The 20,899-nt window shown below is 57.8% G+C and carries 13 protein-coding genes; 6 read left to right on the top strand and 7 right to left on the bottom strand.

The features are described from left to right. Position 1 precedes the first annotated feature (1 nt). Together AC07N8_RS14110 and AC07N8_RS14105 are read right to left on the bottom strand one after the other, a co-directional pair. Positions 2-1,537, bottom strand: coding sequence for an FAD-dependent oxidoreductase (locus tag AC07N8_RS14110; protein ID WP_493144131.1), 1,536 nt, complete (start codon positions 1,535-1,537; stop codon positions 2-4). A 127-nt stretch (positions 1,538-1,664) separates the two neighbouring features. After that, positions 1,665-3,884 (bottom strand): TonB-dependent receptor, encoded by a 2,220-nt coding sequence (locus tag AC07N8_RS14105; RefSeq protein WP_493144129.1) that lies wholly within the window; start codon positions 3,882-3,884, stop codon positions 1,665-1,667. Between the two features lie 246 nt (positions 3,885-4,130). On the opposite strand from AC07N8_RS14105, the gene AC07N8_RS14100 reads away from it, so the two are divergent. Beyond that, positions 4,131-5,225, top strand: a complete 1,095-nt coding sequence (locus tag AC07N8_RS14100; protein WP_493144128.1) for a DUF1615 domain-containing protein — start codon at positions 4,131-4,133, stop codon at positions 5,223-5,225. Between the two features lie 80 nt (positions 5,226-5,305). Here the strand turns inward: AC07N8_RS14100 and AC07N8_RS14095 are convergent, their stop codons facing one another. Next, on the bottom strand, positions 5,306-5,668 hold the full coding sequence (locus AC07N8_RS14095) for a hypothetical protein (RefSeq protein WP_493144127.1): 363 nt from the start codon (positions 5,666-5,668) through the stop codon (positions 5,306-5,308). A gap of 261 nt (positions 5,669-5,929) precedes the next feature. On the opposite strand from AC07N8_RS14095, the gene AC07N8_RS14090 reads away from it, so the two are divergent. Then, positions 5,930-6,553 carry a glutathione S-transferase N-terminal domain-containing protein gene (locus tag AC07N8_RS14090; protein ID WP_483842659.1) on the top strand — a complete coding sequence of 208 codons (624 nt, stop codon included), beginning with the start codon at positions 5,930-5,932 and terminating at the stop codon, positions 6,551-6,553. A 30-nt stretch (positions 6,554-6,583) separates the two neighbouring features. Here the strand turns inward: AC07N8_RS14090 and AC07N8_RS14085 are convergent, their stop codons facing one another. Further along, a complete protein-coding gene (locus AC07N8_RS14085) occupies positions 6,584-7,024 on the bottom strand; it encodes a CBS domain-containing protein (RefSeq protein WP_007944798.1) in 441 nt (146 codons plus the stop codon). 365 nt (positions 7,025-7,389) lie between these two features. Here AC07N8_RS14085 and AC07N8_RS14080 point away from each other — a divergent pair, with 365 nt between their 5' ends. After that, the gene (locus tag AC07N8_RS14080) at positions 7,390-12,333 is read left to right on the top strand and encodes an NEL-type E3 ubiquitin ligase domain-containing protein (protein WP_493144124.1); all 4,944 of its coding nucleotides are present in this window, start codon (positions 7,390-7,392) and stop codon (positions 12,331-12,333) included. Between the two features lie 93 nt (positions 12,334-12,426). On the opposite strand, the gene AC07N8_RS14075 is transcribed toward AC07N8_RS14080, so the two are convergent. Next, positions 12,427-15,129: an RHS repeat-associated core domain-containing protein gene (locus AC07N8_RS14075; RefSeq protein ID WP_493144123.1), complete on the bottom strand. Its 2,703-nt coding sequence runs from the start codon at positions 15,127-15,129 to the stop codon at positions 12,427-12,429. A 189-nt stretch (positions 15,130-15,318) separates the two neighbouring features. Between AC07N8_RS14075 and AC07N8_RS14070 the strand changes: the two genes are divergently transcribed. Then, on the top strand, positions 15,319-17,679 hold the full coding sequence (locus tag AC07N8_RS14070) for a DNA polymerase II (RefSeq protein WP_493144121.1): 2,361 nt from the start codon (positions 15,319-15,321) through the stop codon (positions 17,677-17,679). On the opposite strand, the gene AC07N8_RS14065 is transcribed toward AC07N8_RS14070, so the two are convergent. Further along, entirely contained in the window at positions 17,644-18,114 is a 471-nt protein-coding gene (locus AC07N8_RS14065; RefSeq protein WP_483842661.1) for a DUF1810 domain-containing protein, read from the bottom strand. The two genes, AC07N8_RS14070 and AC07N8_RS14065, sit on opposite strands and share 36 nt — an antisense overlap. A gap of 30 nt (positions 18,115-18,144) precedes the next feature. Continuing rightward, positions 18,145-18,966 (bottom strand): aldo/keto reductase, encoded by an 822-nt coding sequence (locus AC07N8_RS14060; RefSeq protein WP_493144120.1) that lies wholly within the window; start codon positions 18,964-18,966, stop codon positions 18,145-18,147. A 232-nt stretch (positions 18,967-19,198) separates the two neighbouring features. Here AC07N8_RS14060 and AC07N8_RS14055 point away from each other — a divergent pair, with 232 nt between their 5' ends. Together AC07N8_RS14055 and AC07N8_RS14050 are read left to right on the top strand one after the other, a co-directional pair. Continuing rightward, positions 19,199-19,948, top strand: a complete 750-nt coding sequence (locus AC07N8_RS14055; RefSeq protein WP_483842663.1) for a hypothetical protein — start codon at positions 19,199-19,201, stop codon at positions 19,946-19,948. 143 nt (positions 19,949-20,091) lie between these two features. Further along, complete coding sequence (locus AC07N8_RS14050) at positions 20,092-20,877, top strand: sulfite exporter TauE/SafE family protein (RefSeq protein ID WP_483842664.1); 786 nt, start codon at positions 20,092-20,094, stop codon at positions 20,875-20,877. Positions 20,878-20,899: the final 22 nt, after the last annotated feature.

Genomic DNA, 20,899 nt, shown 5'->3' with positions numbered 1-20,899 from the left:
ATCAGGGCGTTCCGAAGTACGGCCGGATCCCGTGGTGCTTGAAGTACCGCTCAATCACTTTCGGATCGGAACACGTCTCGGCAATCGCCACATACGTATCCGGGCGCAGCAGGTAAAACCCGTTACGCCCCAACCCCGCCGCTTCAAATGCGGGTCGCCAGTCAAATACATGCAAGGGCAGATGATGCTCGATGCACCAAGCGATCATTTCGTCGCTGGTGTCGCCATACACGTGCACCTGCCAGGTTGGATTCCTCAGCGATTCAAAGTTGTCGCCCTCGCCATCATGCGCCCAGGGCAGGCGATCGCCGCCGTGAACGTGCCCGGCAACGCCGGTGCTCAACGGCATGCCGCGATAGTTCAGGGTGATCTGTGAGACCGTGCGAAACAGGAACTCGCGAGACGTCTCGAACGAGGCCATTTTGGGAATCACGAAGAGCGCCAGCCGTGTTCGCAGCACATCGGCCAAACGTCCCTCTGCGGTGGCGAAACTGAATACGCGGTCGGTGGTGGCGACCAGTTTGCGCGCAAAAGCGATGCGCTCGGTTTCGTAGGTATCGAGCAGTTTGGCCTCGGCACCGCCACTCAACACCGCGGCGAATTTCCACGCCAGGTTGATCGCATCGCCAATCCCGGTGTTCATGCCCTGGCCCCCGGCCGGGCTGTGAACGTGGGCCGCGTCGCCCAACAAAAACGCACGGCCGGTGCGAAAGTGATCGGCCACCCGGTGATGCACGCGGTAGGTCGAGAACCAGTTCACCTGTTCGATCTGCACCTTCATGTGTTCGATGGCCCGGCTGCTGACGTCTTCAAAGCGCAAGGTTTCCGCCCGGTCGGCACGCTCGTCTCGCACCGTACCGATCAACCGGGCGCGACCTTCGCCGGCCAGCGGGAACACGGCGAGGAAATCCGCTTCATCAAGGTCCACGTGCAGTTCGCCGTTGAGTGTCGGCCCACTGGCCTGCACATCCGCCACGTAGAAAATCTGTTGGTAGGTACCACCGGGAAACCCGGTGTCCAGCTTTTTACGCACGATCGAACGGGCGCCGTCGCAACCGGCCAGGTAACACGCCTGGCAGGTTTCCTGTTGGCCATCGGGCAGGCGCAAGTGGGCGGTGATGCCATCGCCGGTTTCCTCGAAGTCCTCCAGTTCGGTGCCGCGTTCCACCTTGATGCCGAAGGTTTCAAGACGCTCGATCAGTAGTCGTTCGTGCTGGTCTTGTGGAAAGATTTCCATGAACGAATAGGGTGTCAGGCCAGCGCCGATGTTGCTCAGTGGCAACCGTGCAACCGATTCACCGCTGACCCAGAAATTGGCGCCCGCCACGCGATGACCCCTTTGCACCACGGCTTCGCTGAGGTCGAGCTGGCGATAAAGCTCCAGCGTCCGCGCCTGGACCGCCAGCGCACGCGACGTGGTACCGGGCGCCGACGTCTTGTCGATAATCCGCACGCGGATCCCCAGTTTGCTCAACCACAGCGCCAGGACCAACCCGGTCGGGCCGGCGCCGACGATCAGTACGTCACTACGATGCATGAGCCTGTCCTCCTCGGTGACTGGCTCAAGTATGGTTCAGTCGCAGCCGACCGGAAGGCTGACCGCCCAACGGAAAAAGGCCCCGCAGCCATGAAGCTGCGGGGCCTTTTCATTGAGCCGTGGTTGATCAGAAGTCGATGGTGGCGGACATCTTCGCGACCCGTGGCTCACCTTGGGTCAGGTAGCCGCCGAGGGCCGATTCCCAGTATTTCTTGTTGGCCACGTTGTCGACGCCAAGACGCAGGGTCACGTCTTTCTCCTGGACCCTGAAGGCGTACCGCGCACCGGCATCGAAGCGGTTCCAGGTCGGCAGGCTGAGGTTGTTGGCCGCGTCGGCGTATTGGCCGCCGGTGCGCAACATCCGCGCGTCCAGCGCTACGCCTTGCAGGCCCGGTACATCCCAATCCACGGCCGCGTTGAACTGGAAGCTTGGCACGCCAATGGCTTGATTACCGTCATTGAGCCCGCCAGCGGTTTTCTTCAGTTCGGTGTCCATCAGGGTCAGGCCGCTGATCAGGCGCAGGCCTTCGATCGGCTCGCCGAAGACGTTGAGCTCGACGCCTTTATTGACCTGTTCACCGTCACGTATGAAGACAGCTGTGGTGCTGTCGATGACCTGGGTGAAACCGTCGCTGGGTTGTTCGATGCGGTACACACCGAGGGTGGCGCCGTAGGTGCCCATGTCGACTTTCACCCCGGCTTCGATTTGTTTCGAGCGTGCCGGTGCAAAGGACTGGTTGCCGTTGATGACCACGCGCCCCCCGGCCGAGGTCGGCGATGTCGGGCCTTCTGCCAAGCCTTCGATGCGGTTGGCGTAGAGCGAAACGTGTTCCCAGGGTTTGAACACAATGCCGTAGACCGGCGTGGTGATGGATTCGTCATAGGAGGAAGTGCGGCTGCCGGAGCCGTACGGCGCGTAGGCATAGCCTTGAACAACCAACTGCTGGCGACGCACGCCGACCGTCAGTAACAAGCGATCATCGAAGAAACCCAGGGTGTCGGACACCGCGCCGCTGCGCACGAAAGTTTTGCCGGTGATGCCTGGATCGCTCAGGTCGCCACCGGAAAGGCCGCCCTGTGGCGCCGGCGTTTGCACCGGGTGGTAGATGTTGTTCGGGTATTTGGTCAGGTCGAAATCGAACGCGCTGCGCTGTTCGGTCCAGATCCCGGCCAGGCCGAAGTTCAGTTTGTGGCTGACCGGACCGGTCTGGAAACGACCGTTGAGGCCGGCCATGGCGCTGGTGTTGTCTTCATCATGGGGGATGAACGAGCCAGTGGTGGTGGCGCTGCCGAGGTTGTCGGTAAGGGTGGTCGAGTTGTAGTTTCCGACTTCACGGGTGTGCTTGGCGCCCCCTGCGGCGTACGCGGTCCAGCTGTCGTTCAGGTCGTACTCGGCGCGAAGCATGCCGAAGGTGTCTTCGATTTCAGTGAAACCCCATTTCGGCGCGTAGTTGGTGTCGGCCGACGGCGCGTCCGGAATGTGCGTGGCGGTGCCCAGGAACACCGAGTTGCGGCCGGCATTGATGCGTTGTTTTTGGTAGGCGAAGTCGCCGGAGATGCGCAATGCATCGCCGCGATAATCCAGGCCGATCGCGAACAGTTTGGAGCGTTGATTCTCGTCATCGATGCCGGTGTCGCCTTCGCGCTGGGCAATGTTCACCCGCGCGCCGAAGCGGTTGTCTTCGCCAAAGCGTTGACCGAGGTCCAGGTGCTCGCCGACGCGACCGTCATTGCTGATGTCGGTGGTGAAACGGCGCAACGGCACGTCGCCGGCGCGCTTGGGTTGCAAATTCACGCCGCCGCCGATGCCGGAGCCCGTTGGGGTGACGCCGTTGATGAAGGCGTTCGGGCCTTTGAAGACTTCCACGCGCTCCAGTGCGTCAGTGGAAATGATCTGGCGCGGCAGCACGCCGTACAGGCCGTTGTAGGAAATGTCATCGCCATTGAGCGGCAGTCCGCGAATCACAAACACCTGGGCCTGGTTGGCAAAACCGGTGGCCTGACGTACCGAAGAATCGTTGAGCAAGACATCGCCGACGGTTTCGGCTTGCTGGTCCTGGATCAATTGCTCGGTGTAGGACGACACACTGAACGGGACATCCATGATGTCCTGATTGCCCAGCACGCCCAATTGCCCGCCGCGAGCGACCTGGCCGCCGGCAAACACCGGGGGCAAATCTGACGGCGAAGGGGCTGTGGCGTTGATGTTGACGCTGTCGAGCACCAGGGGCTTGCCGTTTTGTGCAGGTGTCGCTGGCGTGGCGGCGTAGGCAGTGGCAGACAGGGAACAAAACAAGGCGAGAAGGGAGGGGCGAAAGGGCACGCCAAGTCGGGCTGCAGTGGTCATGTTTCATTCCTGGCGGAGCGCCGCCGACGAGAAAAAAGAAAGTGACGGCGCGGGAACTCCTTGCGCAAATGCGACTCCAGGCGCAAATGATAGGATTTCTCAGTAACGTTTCGCAATCAATTTGTCATCATTCGAGATGACAGCTGCTACGGATTGCGGGGAACAGCGGCCTGCAGCGGGGGTCATAGCCTGCGCCATGCCATTGGTCGTATGGTTAACCCGGCTCAACGGATTTGATGGAGCACCATGCAAGCCAATCGATTGATCATGGGAGGCGCGGCGCTGTTGCTGCTGGCCGGTTGCGGCACTCAGCGCCCGCAGGAACAACCAGCGCGCCCGCCCGCCGAGGTCAAGGCCGAAATCGTGCGCCTGCTGCCGGCCAAAACCACGGATCGCCAAGGGTGGGCCACGGACATCTACGCCGCCTTCGCGGCCCAGAAGATCTATCCGTCCACGCAAAACCTGTGTTCGGTGCTCGCCGTGACCGAGCAGGAATCCACCTTTCAGGTCGACCCGCCCGTGCCGGGCCTGGGCAAGATCGCTCGGGACGAAATCGACCGTCGCGCCGCTAAAGTCCACATCCCCAGCCTGGTGATCAGCGGTGCGCTGCAGGTGAAATCGCCCAACGGCAAAAGCTACAGCGACCGCCTCAACGCGGCGCGCAGTGAAAAGGAACTCAGTGCGATTTTCGATGATTTCATTGGCATGGTGCCCTTGGGCAAGACCTTGTTCGGTGGCTTCAATCCGGTACACACCGCCGGGCCGATGCAAGTCAGTATCGAGTTCGCCGAACAGCAGGCGAAGGACTATCCGTACCCGGTGGAAGGCTCGATTCGCCATGAGGTATTCACCCGGCGCGGCGGCATGTACTTCGGCATCGCTCACTTGCTCGGTTACCCGGTGAGCTACACGCAACCGCTGTATCGCTTCGCTGATTTCAATGCCGGTTGGTACGCCAGCCGCAATGCGGCGTTTCAGAATGCGTTGAGCCGGGTGTCAGGTATCCCGTTGGCGCTGGATGGCGACCTGGTCCGCTATGACTCGATCATGCCCGGCACCACGGAAGTGGCGGTGCGCAGCCTCGGCAAGCAATTGGGGATGCGCAATACGACCATTCGCAATCAATTGGAGGAGGGCAAAAGCCTTAAATTCGAGGAGACGGAACTCTACCGGCGAGTGTTCGCGTTGGCCGATCAGGCCGAGGGCAGGGCATTGCCTCGCGCCGTGTTGCCGGGGATCGAACTGCAAAGCCCGAAAATCACCCGCAAGCTCACCACGGCATGGTTTGCCAAACGGGTCGATGAGCGTTATCTGCGTTGTATGAAGCGGGCTGGCCAGTAACCCTGATCAAACGAAAGGCGTAAAAAAACCCGGCGGGTCAGGCCGGGTTTTTCATTGAGTACTGCGGTAAAGCCCTGCATTTATGCAGCGCGGCTTTCGATCAGGCGGTCGGAACCACCTTCGGCAACGCGGTTCTGCATCAGACGGTCGGAACCATCAGCGGCTACGCGGTTTTCCATCAGATGGTCAGAACCATCAGCGGCTACGCGGTTTTCGATCAAACGATCCGAACCATCAGCGGCTACGCGGTTTTCCATCAGATGATCCGAACCATCAGCGGCTACACGATTTTCGATCAAACGATCCGAACCACCTTCAGCCACACGACTTTCAATCAGACGATCCGAGCCGCCTTCAGCGACCACAGGTTGAGCAGAGGTTGCGGCAAAAGCGTTAACTGCAAAGACCGAGAAAGCGATAGCGATGAGGGTTTGGCGTTTCATGATGGTGTGCTCCGGGGTGTTTATTGGTTGGTATGGAGCGGATGTTACGCCGTGGATTTTTTATGAGAACTTCATTGATGTGATGGTGAACATCGACAGTATTGATAGACCTTGTGAGTTGCCCCACGCGGGCGTGATGGTTCAGTCGTCGGATGGTGCAGGTGGGGCGGATCGACGCTTCTACACTGATTAGCTGGATCACCACGACCGGCAGGTGACGCCTCTAATGACCCCATTCCCGTCTCGCCAGGAAGCCGCACCATGTATCAACTCTATGGACACCAGAACTCCGGCGCGGCGGCGATAGAAGCGGCGCTGGAGCTGTGCGAAATTCCTTACCGCTTTATCGACGTCGAATTGTCCTCGGAGGCTGCCCAGGCACTGGAGAAGCTCAACCGGCTCAAGCAGATTCCAACGCTGCAATTGCCCGATGGAAGCATCCTGACCGAAAGTGCGGCGATCCTGATTCATCTCGGGCTGACCTTTCCCAAGTCGAACCTGTTGCCGACACTGGCCGCCGACCGCGATCAGGCGATCCGCGGCCTGACGTACATCGTCAGCAATTGCTACGCGGCCATCGGCATCATCGATTACCCCGAACGCTGGCTGGCCGAGACGGATGAGGCGTCCAGGCAAAACCTCATGGCCGGCGCCCGCGCGCGATTGCACTGGAGCTGGGAGCTGTTTGCCGATCAGTTTTCCGGCGAGTTGTATCTGGGGGATGAGACGCCGGGCGCACTGGATGTGCTGGCGGCGGTGGTGTCGCGGTGGGCCGGCAGCCGGGAGCATTTACGCAACACCCGTCCCGGTTTTTTCGCGTGGCTGGAACGCATCGACCGGCACCCGACACTGGCACCGGTCTTCGCCCGGCATTGGCCAGTCTGAACACCCAATAACAATTGTGGTGTATCCGGATTACTCGCCGCGGATGTATTGCTCCAGCTGGCGAATCAGTTCCGCCTGTTCGGCAATCGCTTCCTTCACCAGGTCGCCGATCGACAGCAAGCCAATCAACTTGCCATTCTCCACCACCGGCAGGTGGCGCAGGCGTCGGTCGGACATGATGCCCAGGCACGTATCGACGGTTTGATGGGTGTCCACGGTGATCACCGGGGACACCATGATGTCGCGCACTGGCGTGCCCACTGAAGAACGGCCATGCAGCACCAGTTTGCGTGCGTAATCACGTTCACTGATGATGCCCAGCACCTCGTCATTTTCCACCACCAGCAAGGCGCCGACGTTTTTCTCGGCCATCTTCATCAGCGCTTCCAGCACCATGTGATCAGGTTTGATCTGGTGCACTTCCTGATTCTTCTGATCTTTGAGCTTGAGCAGTTGGGCGACGGTTTTCATGGTGGCTTCTCGGGTGTTGTCGTTGTTCTTGAAGAATCGTAGACCCAAGCGCTGAGGGCAAGAGAGAAAGCGGCAGATAACACTCAAAAAACGCCATTCAGCGGTTTTTCTTCGGTAAACCGTAGGTATCCGTTCGATAAAGGCGTGTAACCGGGCAGGAAGGAGACGATTGGCCGGGTGGTAAAGGCCAGAGAAGGCGTGAGTGACCAGACAGATCGGTTTCGGCATGTCGCGGCGCTGATAGTTGGCTGATGGGGAAGTTCGTTGAACGTGTTGCTGATAAAGTCTTGAAACAGATGTGTGGGAATGCACAACGGAAAATGCAATAGCCTAGTTCATTCAAATGCTCATGGATGACAAGTTCAATGTCTAATGCTCCAACAAACAATCAACGTGCACGGCGTTTATTTTCCGAGTCTGTAAATCAGCGTTTACATGCAGAATTTATTGCTCAGGCCGTTCCTGGCTGGATGAGTAGTACTGGCGCCGAGCATCGCACGGCTTTAAGTCGCGCGGCGGGCTCGGTGATGCCGGGGTATGAAAATGCATCGTTACAACGACGAGGTGAATTGAAAGTAGCGCTAGAGGCCAGTTGGATTTCACATACTGCAAGTGAAAAGACGCTCAACAAACTTCAGGATATAGAAACCTTTGCCGAAACGCGTTTAATTACGGCTCTGAATGATAAATACAAGATTGTGCTGGATGTCAGAAAGACCTATCTGCGGCTCTACTGTCCCCAAGGGATAGTCACCGGATTTGATGTGCGAACGTTGTCGCTGCTTGAGGCTTCACTGCATAACTTCGAAGTTAAAGAAACCCGGCCCGGTTATTTTGATCGAGCGAGTGGTTTCATTACCAGACCTTCAGATACCGGGCAGTTCGACAGTGTGTCGATCAAGTCAAGAATGCCGGTCGAGGCTTTTGCCGCGCTGTGTCGTGAGCTGGACATCGGTGCTCAGTATCAGACTTATCTCCGAGAATTCATGGGGTTTGACAACCCGGTGGCACGGACGCTGTTGAAAAATAAAATTCAAACCAGCCATAAAGATGCGCTACGTGCTGCCAGTGTCCTGGCCCTGATGAAACAAGACATTGATCTGGAAACCCACGACATGCTCCTGAAGCTGGTGGAGGGGCATCGCACTTTGACGTTGCACGGTCAGCGGGTGCTTTGCTATCGCATGACCATGATGGACGTTGAGCTTGCGGACATCGTTCTGATCGCTGCGGACCTTGATCGTAGCCGCGCCACCGAGCACATCATCGCTTATGTTCCTCACGATCCTGAACATCCGGTCAAACAGTATTCGTCCTTGGCGCGTTTCGCTGCCGAGCTGACGGCTCAACTGCGGGAACCGGATTACCAGCGTTTTTTCAGCCGGTTTATCCCGCATCAGCAACGGGGTATTTTCTTTTTCCAGCTCAATGACAAGATTTCCAAGGTTCAATGGCACAAACCGCTACCGTTTGAACAAACTCCGGTATGGCGGCCTGAACCCGTTGAGAATCCGCATTTGCCAATGACTCATGATCGAGTCAGCGACGATTTCTGGACCTATGACTTCCATCAGAAACTGAACAAAATCCTTAACGACGCCAGGGTCAGAGCGGTTCCCACTGACGATGAGGACGAGCGGTCCCGTTGGGCTCGATGGGACAGCTTCCAGAAAATAGCCATGGCCGTTGTTCAAGTGGCGGCACTGGTGGCCGCGCCCTTTGTGCCTGTGCTGGGCGAGTTGATGCTGGCCTATACCGTCTATCAACTGCTTGATGAAACGTTCGAAGGCATTATCGAATGGTCAGAAGGACTGCGAATTGAAGCCGCCGAGCATTTCTTCGGTGTGGTTGAAAACCTCGTCCAGCTAGGCGCATTCGCGGTAGGTGGCAAGCTGCTAAGTGAACTGCTGCCATTCAAGCCATCTCCATCTATCGGGCGCATGAAAGTCGTGGTGATGGCCAATGGACAATCACGGTTATGGAACCCGGACCTTGAGCGTTACGCGTTACCGGTGAACGTGGGGGAGAGTGCTCGACCTGACGCCAAGGGGATTTATCGGCATCAGGGAAAGGATGTACTGGTGCTGGACAACAAGCGCCTTGAAATCAGGCAGGAACCTGGTTCCGGTCAGTACCGCATTCAACACCCTGACCGAGCCGATGCCTATTCACCCCGGCTCGCTCATAACGGCGTTGGCGCCTGGACCCACGAAGCCGAGCGTCCCGAGGCGTGGCGCGGAGTCACGCTTATGCGGCGTCTGGGGCACAGCGTCGAGGCATTTTCCGATCAGACCCTTGAGCAGATTCGCCGGGTCAGCGGGGTGGAAGATGACGTACTGCGCAAGCTGCATGTCGAGCATGAGCAGCCGCCCGCATTGCTGGTCGAAACGATCCGACGCTTCAAGGCCGACCAGGAGATTCAGACGTTCATCGAGCAGATGAACAGCGAGGACCCTGAGGTATTTGGCATGGCGGATATGAAGACCCAGCTGGAACTGCTGACGCGCCATGGAAAATGGCCGCAGTTTCGTGCAATCGAGTTACTGGACGGTGAGGGTCAGGTGCTTTGGAAGCATGTTCCGGAGTCGGCCACGGGCCCGCTGTTGCAAATCAGAGAGTCGAAGGTCGGTTCTGCCGACCTGGCAAAAACACTGCTGCGGGGCCTGGACGAGTCGCAAATCAGAATCTTGCTCGATGAAGAAACGGGTATGGGACCTATTGCCCTTGAAGTGCGAGCCTCCCGGTTGCGTGGACTGATTGCCGGGTTGGCCAAGGACAGAACAGCTGCATTGGTCGATTCCCGCTATAGGCTCTTCGAGCGTGCAGGCGATACGAATGTCAGTCCACATGTTCAATTGTTGCGCAACGACTTTGCTCAGCTTCCGCGAACGATTGTGGACGAACTGTTGATCGACGCCACGTCCGCGGAACGACTGCAAATGAGTGAAGGGCGGCAAATACCGTTGCGTCTTCGACAGTCTGCCCGGGCCGCAATGCTTGAGTTGCGTGTTCTGCGCAGCTACGAGGGGTTGTATTTGAAAACCAGTGAAAGCATCGATAGCGCACGGTTGGTATTGCACAGCCTGGAGTCGCTGACGGGGTGGCCGCACAATCTTCGTGTCGAAATCCGCAGTACGGCGGTCGACGGTCCGCTGCTCGACAGTGTCGGGCCGCTGGAGGTGTTAGAACGTAAAATTTTGGTGCTGGGCGATGAGGGGGCTTTTCAGGCCTATGACGCCGAGGGTAACGCCTTGCACGGTTTCGATGACATCTACACCTCGGTCTTACAGGCGTTGCCTGATTCCAGTCGCAAAACCCTGGGCTACGAAATCGGCCAAGGGGCTTATTTAAAGCGAGCCCTGCAAAAGACGCCGTTGGCGCAGAAAGACTTTCGCCAGGTGCTTGTTCAGCACCCGGTTCGCAAGCCTGCCTATGATCCTGCTGTCATGCGGTTGAGGGGGGGGATGCAGGGTTATGAGGCGTTGGAGGTTGGGCCAAGCGTGGCATCCTCTCCAGTGGAACGCTTCAAGACGCTCTATCCGGGCACGACGACCGACACCTATACCGAGTTCATGCAGTCATTTGCGACTCAAGCACAGGCCGTTGACGCCATCAGGGCGCGAGAGGTCGAGTTTGAAGGGCTTGGCAAGGCGCTTGATAGCTGGGTGGCGGTTGAGAAAGGCGAGCTTTTGCCAATGGATCAGCGTTATCACAAAGGACGCTTTGCCAAAGCTATCAAACAATGCTGGCAGGCCGGGGGGGAGGTGTTGCCGCAAGGCTACACCCTCGATCTGAACTTCCATTGGCCGAGTGATTTTCTGGAGTATCTGCCGGCATTGGACGCGGACTTTCGTCACGTCAGTGCACTGCAGTTTCGCCATGTTGAGTTGCGTACCGATATCACCGGTTTTCTTGAGTATTTTCCGAACTTGAGAACACTTGATTTGAGTGACAACGCTCTGGCAGTACCTCCACTGTTACAAGCAAACCTGCCGATGCTCGAGCATTTGAATCTTTCCAACAACCAAATGACGCTGACGGTTCAAAGCAAGGTTGATTTGGGCGGGTTGAGGCATTTGCAAGTCTTGAATCTGGGCAATAATCCAATGTTGGGTCGGGTGCCGGATATCAGCAGGATGCCCGAGTTGAATCAATTGGATTTGCACAATACAGGGGTTGTCGATTGGCCCGTGGGTTTGTTTGCGTTACCACGTCCGCGCGTTTTTGATCTGGACTTGCAAGGCAACCCGATCGAACAGATACCTCATGTCGCCCCCGGTTCGGAGCAGGCGCGTCTTGTTGCCAGAACCCGCTTGAATCGCGATCAGCTCACCGATCAAAGCCGGCAGCAGTTTCAGGACACTATGCGTTCAGTGGGTTACGACCCGACTCGCAGTTACCCGCCCAAGGGTGAGGCAACCAGTGGTTACTGGATTGAAGACTTGGCTGCCGAGCCGCGTGAAGTCAGGCAAAAAAACTGGGACGAACTTGAGCGAGAGCCAAACGCCCAAGGGTTTTTCGAAGTACTGGAACAACTTGCCGAATCAGCCGATTACGTCGACGACGCTTACAGACCGGGGCTCACAGAACGGGTGTGGCGAATGCTCGACGCCGCTTCGGAAAACACGTCGCTGCGTGAAGAGTTGTTCCGCATGGCGAGCAACCCTGATTCGTGCGCAGACGCCGGTGCGCAGATTTTCAATGAAATGGGGGGCAAAGTACTGATCCATGAAGCGTATCTGGCTGGCAGTCCTGAGCAGATCGAAGCCCGCCTGGTCAGATTGGCCAAGGGCAAGGCACGCCTGGATCAGGTTAACGAAATTGCCCGCGCTACTATCCAGCGCCGATTGCAGGCAGGGGAAACCTTTCAGGCCGTCGATGAAGACGGTGAAGTGACCGGGACTATTGATGAGGTGGAAGTTTACCTGGCGTTTCAGACGGGGTTGGCGGATCGGCTGGAACTGCCGTGGCAATCGCGGGGCATGCGGTTCCGGGAGATTGCCGGCGTCGACGATGTGCAGATAGATCAGGCGTACCAGTCGATTCTGGCGCTGGAGGCTGGAGACGGTCTGGTGAATCAGATCATCGAACAGCGGTTTTGGCGCAAGTATCTGAAAGGGCGATTTACGCCGGCGATTGAGCAGAATGCGACTGTGTATAACGATAAATCAGCGGCATTGCACGACAGGTATTTGGCCGGCGCGGTGTCGCAGCAGGATTATGAACGTGAACTTTTCACGTTGGCTTTAGAGCGCAAAACGTTGCTCAGGACGCTGACGCGCACCGCCATGGACGCAACTGATTTCTGAGATGACTGCTCAGTCAAATCTGACGGGCGACGCTCCCACACTTGGGAGCGTCGCCTGATACAGGTTACTGGGTAATGCGCGTGTGAGTCAGGTTCAATGTGGATACTCCCTGACAGCCGTATTAAACGTGTCGTAATCCAGATCGATTCGTCCTGTTGGAACATTCACGCCGGGGCCACCGTTGTAGGAGCTGGCCAATATGTATTTGCAGTTATAACAAGCCGGGAAGGCAGTGGCACCTTCTACCTGTGCCAGTTTCTGGGTGTAGATAGTCAACTTGTCCAAGTTGTCAGAAAGATTGGGGATCAGTAATGCAAGCGTATTTAAGACCTTGACCTCGGCATGCAATCCAGGGGCGCCAAAACCTTGCGGGATGTACCCGTTGCTTTGGCTGATATGGTTGCTGATTAATTCTTCGGTGAGCGGGTGAAGAGGGCGGGCTTCATATTCAACGCCACTCATATCCAATGTTTCATGGGTACTCGCCTTGTAGATTTTTACCGGGTAGGTCTTGTCGTTGTAGGCCGTTTTATAAATGTCGTTAGCGGCGGGTAAAAATTGCTCGCCAGCTATCGATAATATGCCGAATCCTGTCGGATTATTTTCGGCAAGTGCCGTATTGCGTGGTTTATAAATTGAAACGCCGGGAATAGTTTCCACCGGTAGCTTTGTGTTGAACATGTCAGTGATGGTTATCGTGTTTTCCGGGTTTCCATCGAAGTATTCAGCACCCGCATGGGCGTCAAGGTTAGAGAGTGCTCTCTTTGAAAATTTGGCATCCGGATGAATTTCATAATGCTTGTTCAGCACTTCTGCGTATTCATGAGGTTTTCCTTTTTTAGCGGGCACAGGGTGAGCGATGCTGGTTGTCTTGATGGACGTTGTCCGGTTGCTCATATGCTCCGCGAAATCTGAGCCCAGCCCAAACTGATCCACGAATGTCATCGGATTATTACGTACCATCGCATACAGATTCAGCCCATCCACATCCCCCGCAGGGTCTGCACTGGCCCAGCGTTGCAACCACCATGCGTAATAGCGTTGCCCGTAGTAGTAAAGTCCAGTGATGTCCATCTCCTTGCCTGAGTAACGGACGGTTTTATAGCTGATCCCAGGTGCCGGACCCTCGGTCAGAAAGGCAGTACCGCCGAAGGGATAATATTCTTCATGACTGATAAGGCGGGCGTCCTGGTCAAGTTCCATAAGGCTTGAAGCTTGTGGGTCGTCGAGAATGTAGCGCACCTGATTATTATCGATACCATCGGGTTTTTTACTGACCCAGTGCAGGCAACGCACGCTGCCCAAAATGGCGGGCAAGGTAATGACATGCAGTAATTCACCCGTTTCGCGGGTGCGTATCTCCAGTCCGTTAAGGTAATGCACCTCTTGGAAGTGAGTGGTCGACAACGTATGGGTTTCGTGGCGTTTATAGACGCGTTCGCCATGGCTGTAGCGATAGGTTTCTTTATCGTCGAGACCGGACTCTCGCTCGATCAGCGTTATGGATGACAGTTGGTTGCGGCTATTCCAGTGCAAGGTCTGTCCCGGATGCAAAGTCTTGCAATTGCCGTGGCGGTCGAACAACGATTCAAAGTCCGGTGGTGAGTCATCCGGTTTCCAGCGCACGCCACGATTGCTCGAGGGGTCAATGTACATCTGGTGGGTGTAACCGCCCACTGCACGGGAATGGGTCAACTGGATGAGGTTGCCGCCCTCGTCGTACGTGAAGTCTCGTTTATAGTTGAGATGATTGTTGGGATCGCTCGGCGATGGACGGCCCGGTACGTCAGCTGTCGGGGTGGCGTCATGGCCGGTGGCGCTGCTCAGACGGTACAACGAGTCATAGATGAACTCACGGCGGCCATCAATGAACTGGTTTCTGAAAAACACGGGTTTAAAAACGTGATCGGTGATGCCCGTCACGTTGCCGACCGGATCGCAGGTGTACTCCAGATTTTGCAGCAGGGCCTGACCGGGTATACCGGCCTCCATCTTGTGCAACCTTCCATTTGCCGGGTCATAAGTCCAGGTCCTGACCACTTTGTTGCCGGTGACCTGCCTGATGACCTGACCCTCGGCGTTGTACTGAGCATCTTCAAGGACAGCCATCACGGGAGTGACGTCATCGATTTGCAGGGTCACCTTATTGAGCTGCCCGGTAATGTCGTATCGAGAGTGCTGCTGATGGCCGCCCGCGTCGATCTGGCTCAGTGGCTGACCTTGTGCGTTGTAGGTCCATTGTGTGGAGTAAACATCGCCGCTGAGCATTGTGCGGGTTTCTTTGAAAGGCAAGGCGTTGAGGCTGAAGCTGTTGAACTCGATTGAACCACCTGGGTCGACTTTCTTTTGCAACTGCCTGCGCACATTGTTTTCAGGGGGCGCATCGCCCTGCCAGTAGCTGAAAATTTCGACATTGGCCTGAGTGTTTTCATCGACGGTCAATAGCCGTAGATTTCCATCGTAAGTGTTTCTCCAGTGGTTGCCGAGCTCATCCCAGTGTTGAAGGACTTCACCCGCCAAGCCCGGGAGGGTCAGGCGCCAACCGGCATCGACGCTGTCGATTTTCAGCAACTGGTCGGATAGCCCGAAGACTTTCGTCAGGTTAGGTCCGGGTGAGCCAGCCAGGCGTGGATCGCATTGCGTTGTCAGCCTGCCCGCGAGGTCATACCCGTGTCGGGTGATAAGCGACTCCACTGATCCGTCAGTCTTGCGCAGATAGGCGACCTGGGCGATCACCAGGCCGCGGCCGTCATTGACGACAACCGAGGGGGTGTTTTGATGCCCGGTGAAATTCATTTTTCAAGTTCCTGCGATGCCATGCACCGGTACTGGAAAAGAGTCGGATGTTTCGATGCTATCAACGAAGACGTTGTGCGTAACCTGTCAGACCTGACAGGTCAGAGGGGGGCTCAATTCATGTGCTGCCACGCCATTGCGCAATGACGCGTAGAATCCTCACCTGAATCAAATATCGAGGTTGCAGTGGTGGATTTACAGCAGGGCTTCGTCCTGACCCGGCATTGGCGCGACACCCCGGCCGGCACGGAAGTCGAGTTCTGGCTGGCGACCGACAGCGGTCCCCGGCGCATCCGCCTGCCTCATCAACCGTCGGTGGCGTTCATCCCTGCCGCCCAGCGCGAACAGGCGCAAGAGGTGCTGCGCGGCGAGAAAAACGTCGAGCTCAAACCCTTGGCCCTGCTGGATTTCGAGCATCGCCCGGTGCTCGGCCTGTATTGTCAGCAGCACGGTCAGTTGATGCGCCTGGAAACCGCGCTGCGCAAGGGCGGCGTCGAGATGTTCGAGGGCGACGTTCGCCCGCCCGAGCGCTACATGATGGAGCGTTTCATCACGGCGCCGGTGATCTTTGGCGGTACACCCGATGCGGACGGTCTGCTGCTGAACGCGCAGATGAAACCCGACCCGAAATACCGGCCCAACCTGCGGCTGGTCTCGCTGGACATCGAAACCACCGAACAAGGCGAGCTGTATTCCATTGCCCTGGAAGGCTGCGGCGAGCGCCAGGTGTACATGCTCGGGCCGCCCAATGGCGACGCCAGCGCGGTGGACTTCCAGCTCGAATACTGCGACTCGCGAACCGTGCTGCTGAAAAAGCTCAACGAATGGTTTGCCCGCCATGACCCGGACGCGATCATCGGCTGGAACGTCGTGCAGTTCGATTTGCGCGTTCTCCACGAGCACGCCCGGCGCCTGGGCGTACCGCTCAAGCTAGGGCGCGGCGGCGAAGAGATGCAGTGGCGCGAACACGGCAGCCGCAACCATTACTTCGCGGCAGCCGCGGGGCGTCTGATCATCGACGGCATCGAGTCCCTGCGCTCGGCAACCTGGAATTTCCCCTCGTTCAGCCTGGAAAACGTCGCGCAAACCTTGCTCGGTGAGGGCAAGGCGATCAGCACACCGTACCAGCGCATGGACGAAATCAACCGCATGTTCGCCGAGGACAAACCGGCCCTCGCCACCTACAACCTCAAGGATTGCGAACTGGTCACACGGATTTTCGCCAAGACCGAACTGCTGACCTTCCTGCTGGAGCGCGCCAGCGTCACCGGTTTGCCAGCGGACCGCAGCGGTGGTTCGGTGGCGGCGTTCACTCACCTGTACATGCCGCTGATGCACCGTCAGGGTTTTGTGGCGCCGAACCTGGGCGGCAAGTCACCGCAGGCCAGCCCCGGCGGTTTTGTCATGGACTCGCAGCCGGGCCTGTACGAGTCGGTGCTGGTGCTCGACTATAAAAGCCTCTATCCGTCGATCATCCGCACCTTCCTGATCGACCCGGTCGGGTTGATCGAAGGCCTGCAGCATCCCGACGACAGCGACTCCGTTCCGGGCTTTCGCGGGGCGCGTTTTTCCAGAACCCGGCATTGCCTGCCAGCCATCGTCGCCCGGGTCGCCGAAGGCCGCGAAACCGCCAAGCGCGAACACAACGCGCCGCTGTCGCAGGCGCTGAAGATCATCATGAATGCCTTCTACGGCGTGCTCGGCTCCAGCGGCTGCCGTTTCTTCGACACACGCCTGGCCTCGTCGATTACCTTGCGTGGCCACGAGATCATGCTGCGCACCCGACAGCTGATCGAAGCCCAGGGCCACACGGTCATTTATGGCGACACCGACTCCACCTTCGTCTGGCTGCGCCGCGCCCACGGTCAGGAAGAAGCTGCGCAGATTGGCCACGCGCTGGTTGACCACGTCAACCAGTGGTGGAGCGAACATGTGCAAGCCGAATACGGGCTGGAAAGTGCCCTGGAATTGCAATTCGAAACTCACTACAAACGCTTTCTGATGCCGACCATCCGTGGCGCGGAGGAGGGCAGCAAGAAGCGTTACGCCGGCCTGGTCACCCGCGCCGATGGCACCGATGAAATGGTCTACAAAGGCCTGGAAACCGTGCGCACCGACTGGTCGCCACTGGCCCGGCAATTCCAGCAGGAGCTGTACTCGCGGATCTTCCACCGCAAGCCGTATCAGGATTACGTGCGCGATTACGTGCAAAAGACCCTGGCCGGCGAGTTCGACGACCGTCTGATCTACCGCAAGCGTCTGCGCCGTACCCTCGACGACTACGAGCGCAATGTGCCGCCGCATGTGCGTGCCGCGCGCATTGCTGATGACTTCAATGACCGCCAGGGCCGTCCGCGCCAGTACCAGAACGGTGGCTGGATCAGCTACGTGATTACTGTCGCCGGGCCCGAGCCGCTGGAGATACGCAGTGCGCCCATCGACTACGACCATTACGTCACCCGGCAACTGCAACCGGTGGCGGACGCGATCCTGCCGTTTGTCGACGACGACTTCTCAACCCTGATTGGTGGGCAAATGGGCCTGTTTTAAGTCCAGCAACGACAGCGTCCAGTCATCCGGTATGCCGTGGAAATACTGCTCCAGGGCCCGATGAAAGAGACTGCCATCGGGGGCGACCTGAGCAAACAGCGTCATCGAAGAGTGAAACTTGAGGTCATCGGGATGACCGAAAATCTCGGAGATCGAGCGTTGTTTGATGTTCAAGACCAATTGCGTGCACGTTCGCAGTCGAGGCCCCAGCAAAGGATGCTCCAGATACGCCAAGGCTTCCTCTTCGGAGCGAATGGCAAAGTAGCGGGACATCTCGCTGCCGCCCAACCCGGCAAACTGCGGAAAAATGAACCACATCCAGTGACGGCGTTTTTTACCGGCACTCAGTTCTTCCTGAACCCGCTCAAAGACCGGGTCTTGAGCCTGGACGAAACGTGGCAAGTTAAAAGCATCGAGCTGATCGGTGCTTCGCATGCAAAAACCCTCTGACAATACGACGATGGCTCAGACCATGGCCAATCGCTGTTTGTGTTGTGGCGCGTGAAACGCGTGGTCCAGCACCTCCAGATCCCCGGGTTCGAGCCGCACTTGCGCGGCTTGCGCATTCAATTGCACGTGTTCAGGTTTGACCGCTTTGGGGATGGCGATCACGCCGGGTTGCCGCAGGATCCATGCCAGCGCAACCTGAGCCGGTGTCACCCCGTGACGGGCGGCAATCTTTATCAGCGTCGGATGCGTCAGCAATTCACCGCCCTGACCGATAGGACAGTACGCCATCAATGGCAGCTGATGTTTTTGGCTCCAGGGCAGCAAATCAAATTCGATGCCGCGCTCCTCCAGGTTGTAGAGCACCTGATTGGTGGCACAGGTGGACGAGTGCACTTCGTGCAGGTCGTCCAGATCGAAATTGGACACGCCCCAACGGCCGATCTTGCCGTCTTCACGCAGCCGTTCGAAGGCTTCGACGGTTTCCTCCAAGGGATACTGGCCGCGCCAGTGCAGCAGGTACAAATCGATGTAATCGGTTTTCAGGCGCCGCAGACTGCGCTCGCAAGCCTGTGGAATGCCTTGGCAGCTGGCGTTGTGCGGGTAGACCTTGCTGACCACAAAGACTTGGTCACGCACACCGCTGATGGCTTGCGCGACCACTTCTTCGGCGCCGCCTTCAGCGTACATTTCCGCGGTATCGATCAGCGTCATGCCCAACTCGATGCCCAGGCGCAGGGCCGAGACTTCACGGTTGCGTGCCGAGCTGTCCTCACCCATGTGCCAAGTGCCCTGGCCAATGACCGGTACGTTGGCGCCGGCCAGTTCAAGGAACTGCATGAAAACCTCCTGTGCGCATCTCGGGGGATACTCAGTTGGCAGCAAAATAACCCGGTGGTTCCATGCAGCGCCACAATCCAGGTAAAAGCGAACACGACGAAATATCACTTTTTGGCCGGCCAAGGGTTGGTTCACGGACCACCGGCACTGCACTTTTTTGGGATTGGTGGCTCTATCCTTGGGCAGCCGGCGGCGATCCCCACCGCTGGCCCATGCCCAAGTCCAAGAACCCATGGCTCGAGCGTTACCCCGCGTCACCCCACCGATCCGCCGCCGTTGCTGGCTTCTGGCTGGCTTGGCGATGTTCTTTGTCAGTGGTTGCAGCCAGCAACAGGGCAACGACATCGTCAGCCAGTTCCGCGAAGGCCGTCCCCAGGAATTTCTGCAGACCAGCGTCGACCGCATGGCCACCCTGGCGATGCGTGACAACCTCGACAGCCTCTATGTGCTGATGAGCAAGCTTTACCGGCGCAACCCCGAGGAGCTGAAGAAATCCGGTTTCCTTGATGCCCGAACCGCTGGAAAGCAAGTGCGCATGGCCATCGAGCAGCAACAGCCGCTGCCCACCCTCGGCGGCAAAAAAGACCTGGCGGCGCTCAGGTATGCCATGAGCCCGGAGTTTCTCGGTGACCGCGTCGGTGCTTTCATCTATGCCATCGGCAGCATGCTGGTGACCGCGCACGGCAATCGCCTGGAGTTCTACATGACGGATGCGATCAACCCGACGTTCGTCAGCAACGCCGCGCGCAACATCGAGATCGCCACGTGGATTCTCAGTCAGCGGCAAAACAAACAAGGCGAACCGTTGCTGTTCTCCAACGAGATCTCGGAGGAGGGCAGCAACCTGAGTTTCGCCGTGGAGTTCGGCAAGATCGTCGCGCGACTGGACTTGCTGACGCAGATGCTCGACGAACGCTACCGGCGCATCGGCCTGAACTACGCGCAAAGCCTGCTGTTCCTGAATTTCCTGCCGGTGCAATAAACCCCGACACAAACCCCATCCCTGTGGGAGCGGGGTGGGCAAAAGTTTCAGGCATAACGATAGTTCGCATCGATATAAGTGGTTATAAGAAAAATCGCTATGCTGCGGGCCAGATTTCTCCTGCGGTCTTTGTGGACGTATCAATGGATTTAGTGAACATCGGGTTGGTCGTTGCCGGGTTGGTGGTTGGCTTTATTGTTGGCATGACTGGCGTCGGTGGCGGGTCGTTGATGACCCCGATTCTGCTGTGGTTCGGCATCAACCCCGCAACGGCGGTCGGTACCGATCTGCTCTACGCGGCGATCACCAAGTCCAGCGGCGTGCTGGTCCACAGGAAAAACAACAACATCGATTGGGCGATTACCGGCTGGCTGACCCTTGGCAGCGTGCCGGCGGTGGCCTTGACGCTGTGGTTCCTGAGCAGCTTGCACACCGCGCCTGAAACCATGAATGCGATCATCAAGCAGGCGCTGGGGTTCGTCCTGTTCGCCACCGCGCTGGCGATTCTGTTCAAGAAGCGCCTGCTCGATTTCGCTCACAAGCGCGCCGGTGGCAACTACAACCCCAGTGGCAAACGCCTCAACGGCATGACGGTGATCACCGGCCTGGTGCTGGGTACCATGGTTGCGCTGACGTCCATCGGTGCGGGCGCCTTGGGCACTGTGGCCCTGTTTATCCTGTATCCGCTGCTGCCAACCCGGCGCCTCGTCGGTACCGAAATCGCTCACGCCGTGCCGCTGACCCTGGTCGCCGGGCTGGGCCACGCGAGCATGGGCAACATGGACTGGCACGTGCTGGGCTTCTTGTTGATCGGCTCGCTGCCAGGGATCTGGTTGGGCAGTCATTTGACCGGCAAGATTTCCGATGAAGTGCTGCGTCCTTGCCTGGCGACGATGTTGGTCCTGATTGGCTACAAACTGGCGTTTTAAGCAGGCTTTCTCAAACAAACAG

The sequence above is a fragment of the Pseudomonas sp. GW821-FHT10C09 genome (assembly GCF_059415465.1).
The sequence above is the reverse complement of the archived record's forward strand: the minus strand, read 5'-3'. Positions and strand labels throughout refer to the sequence as shown.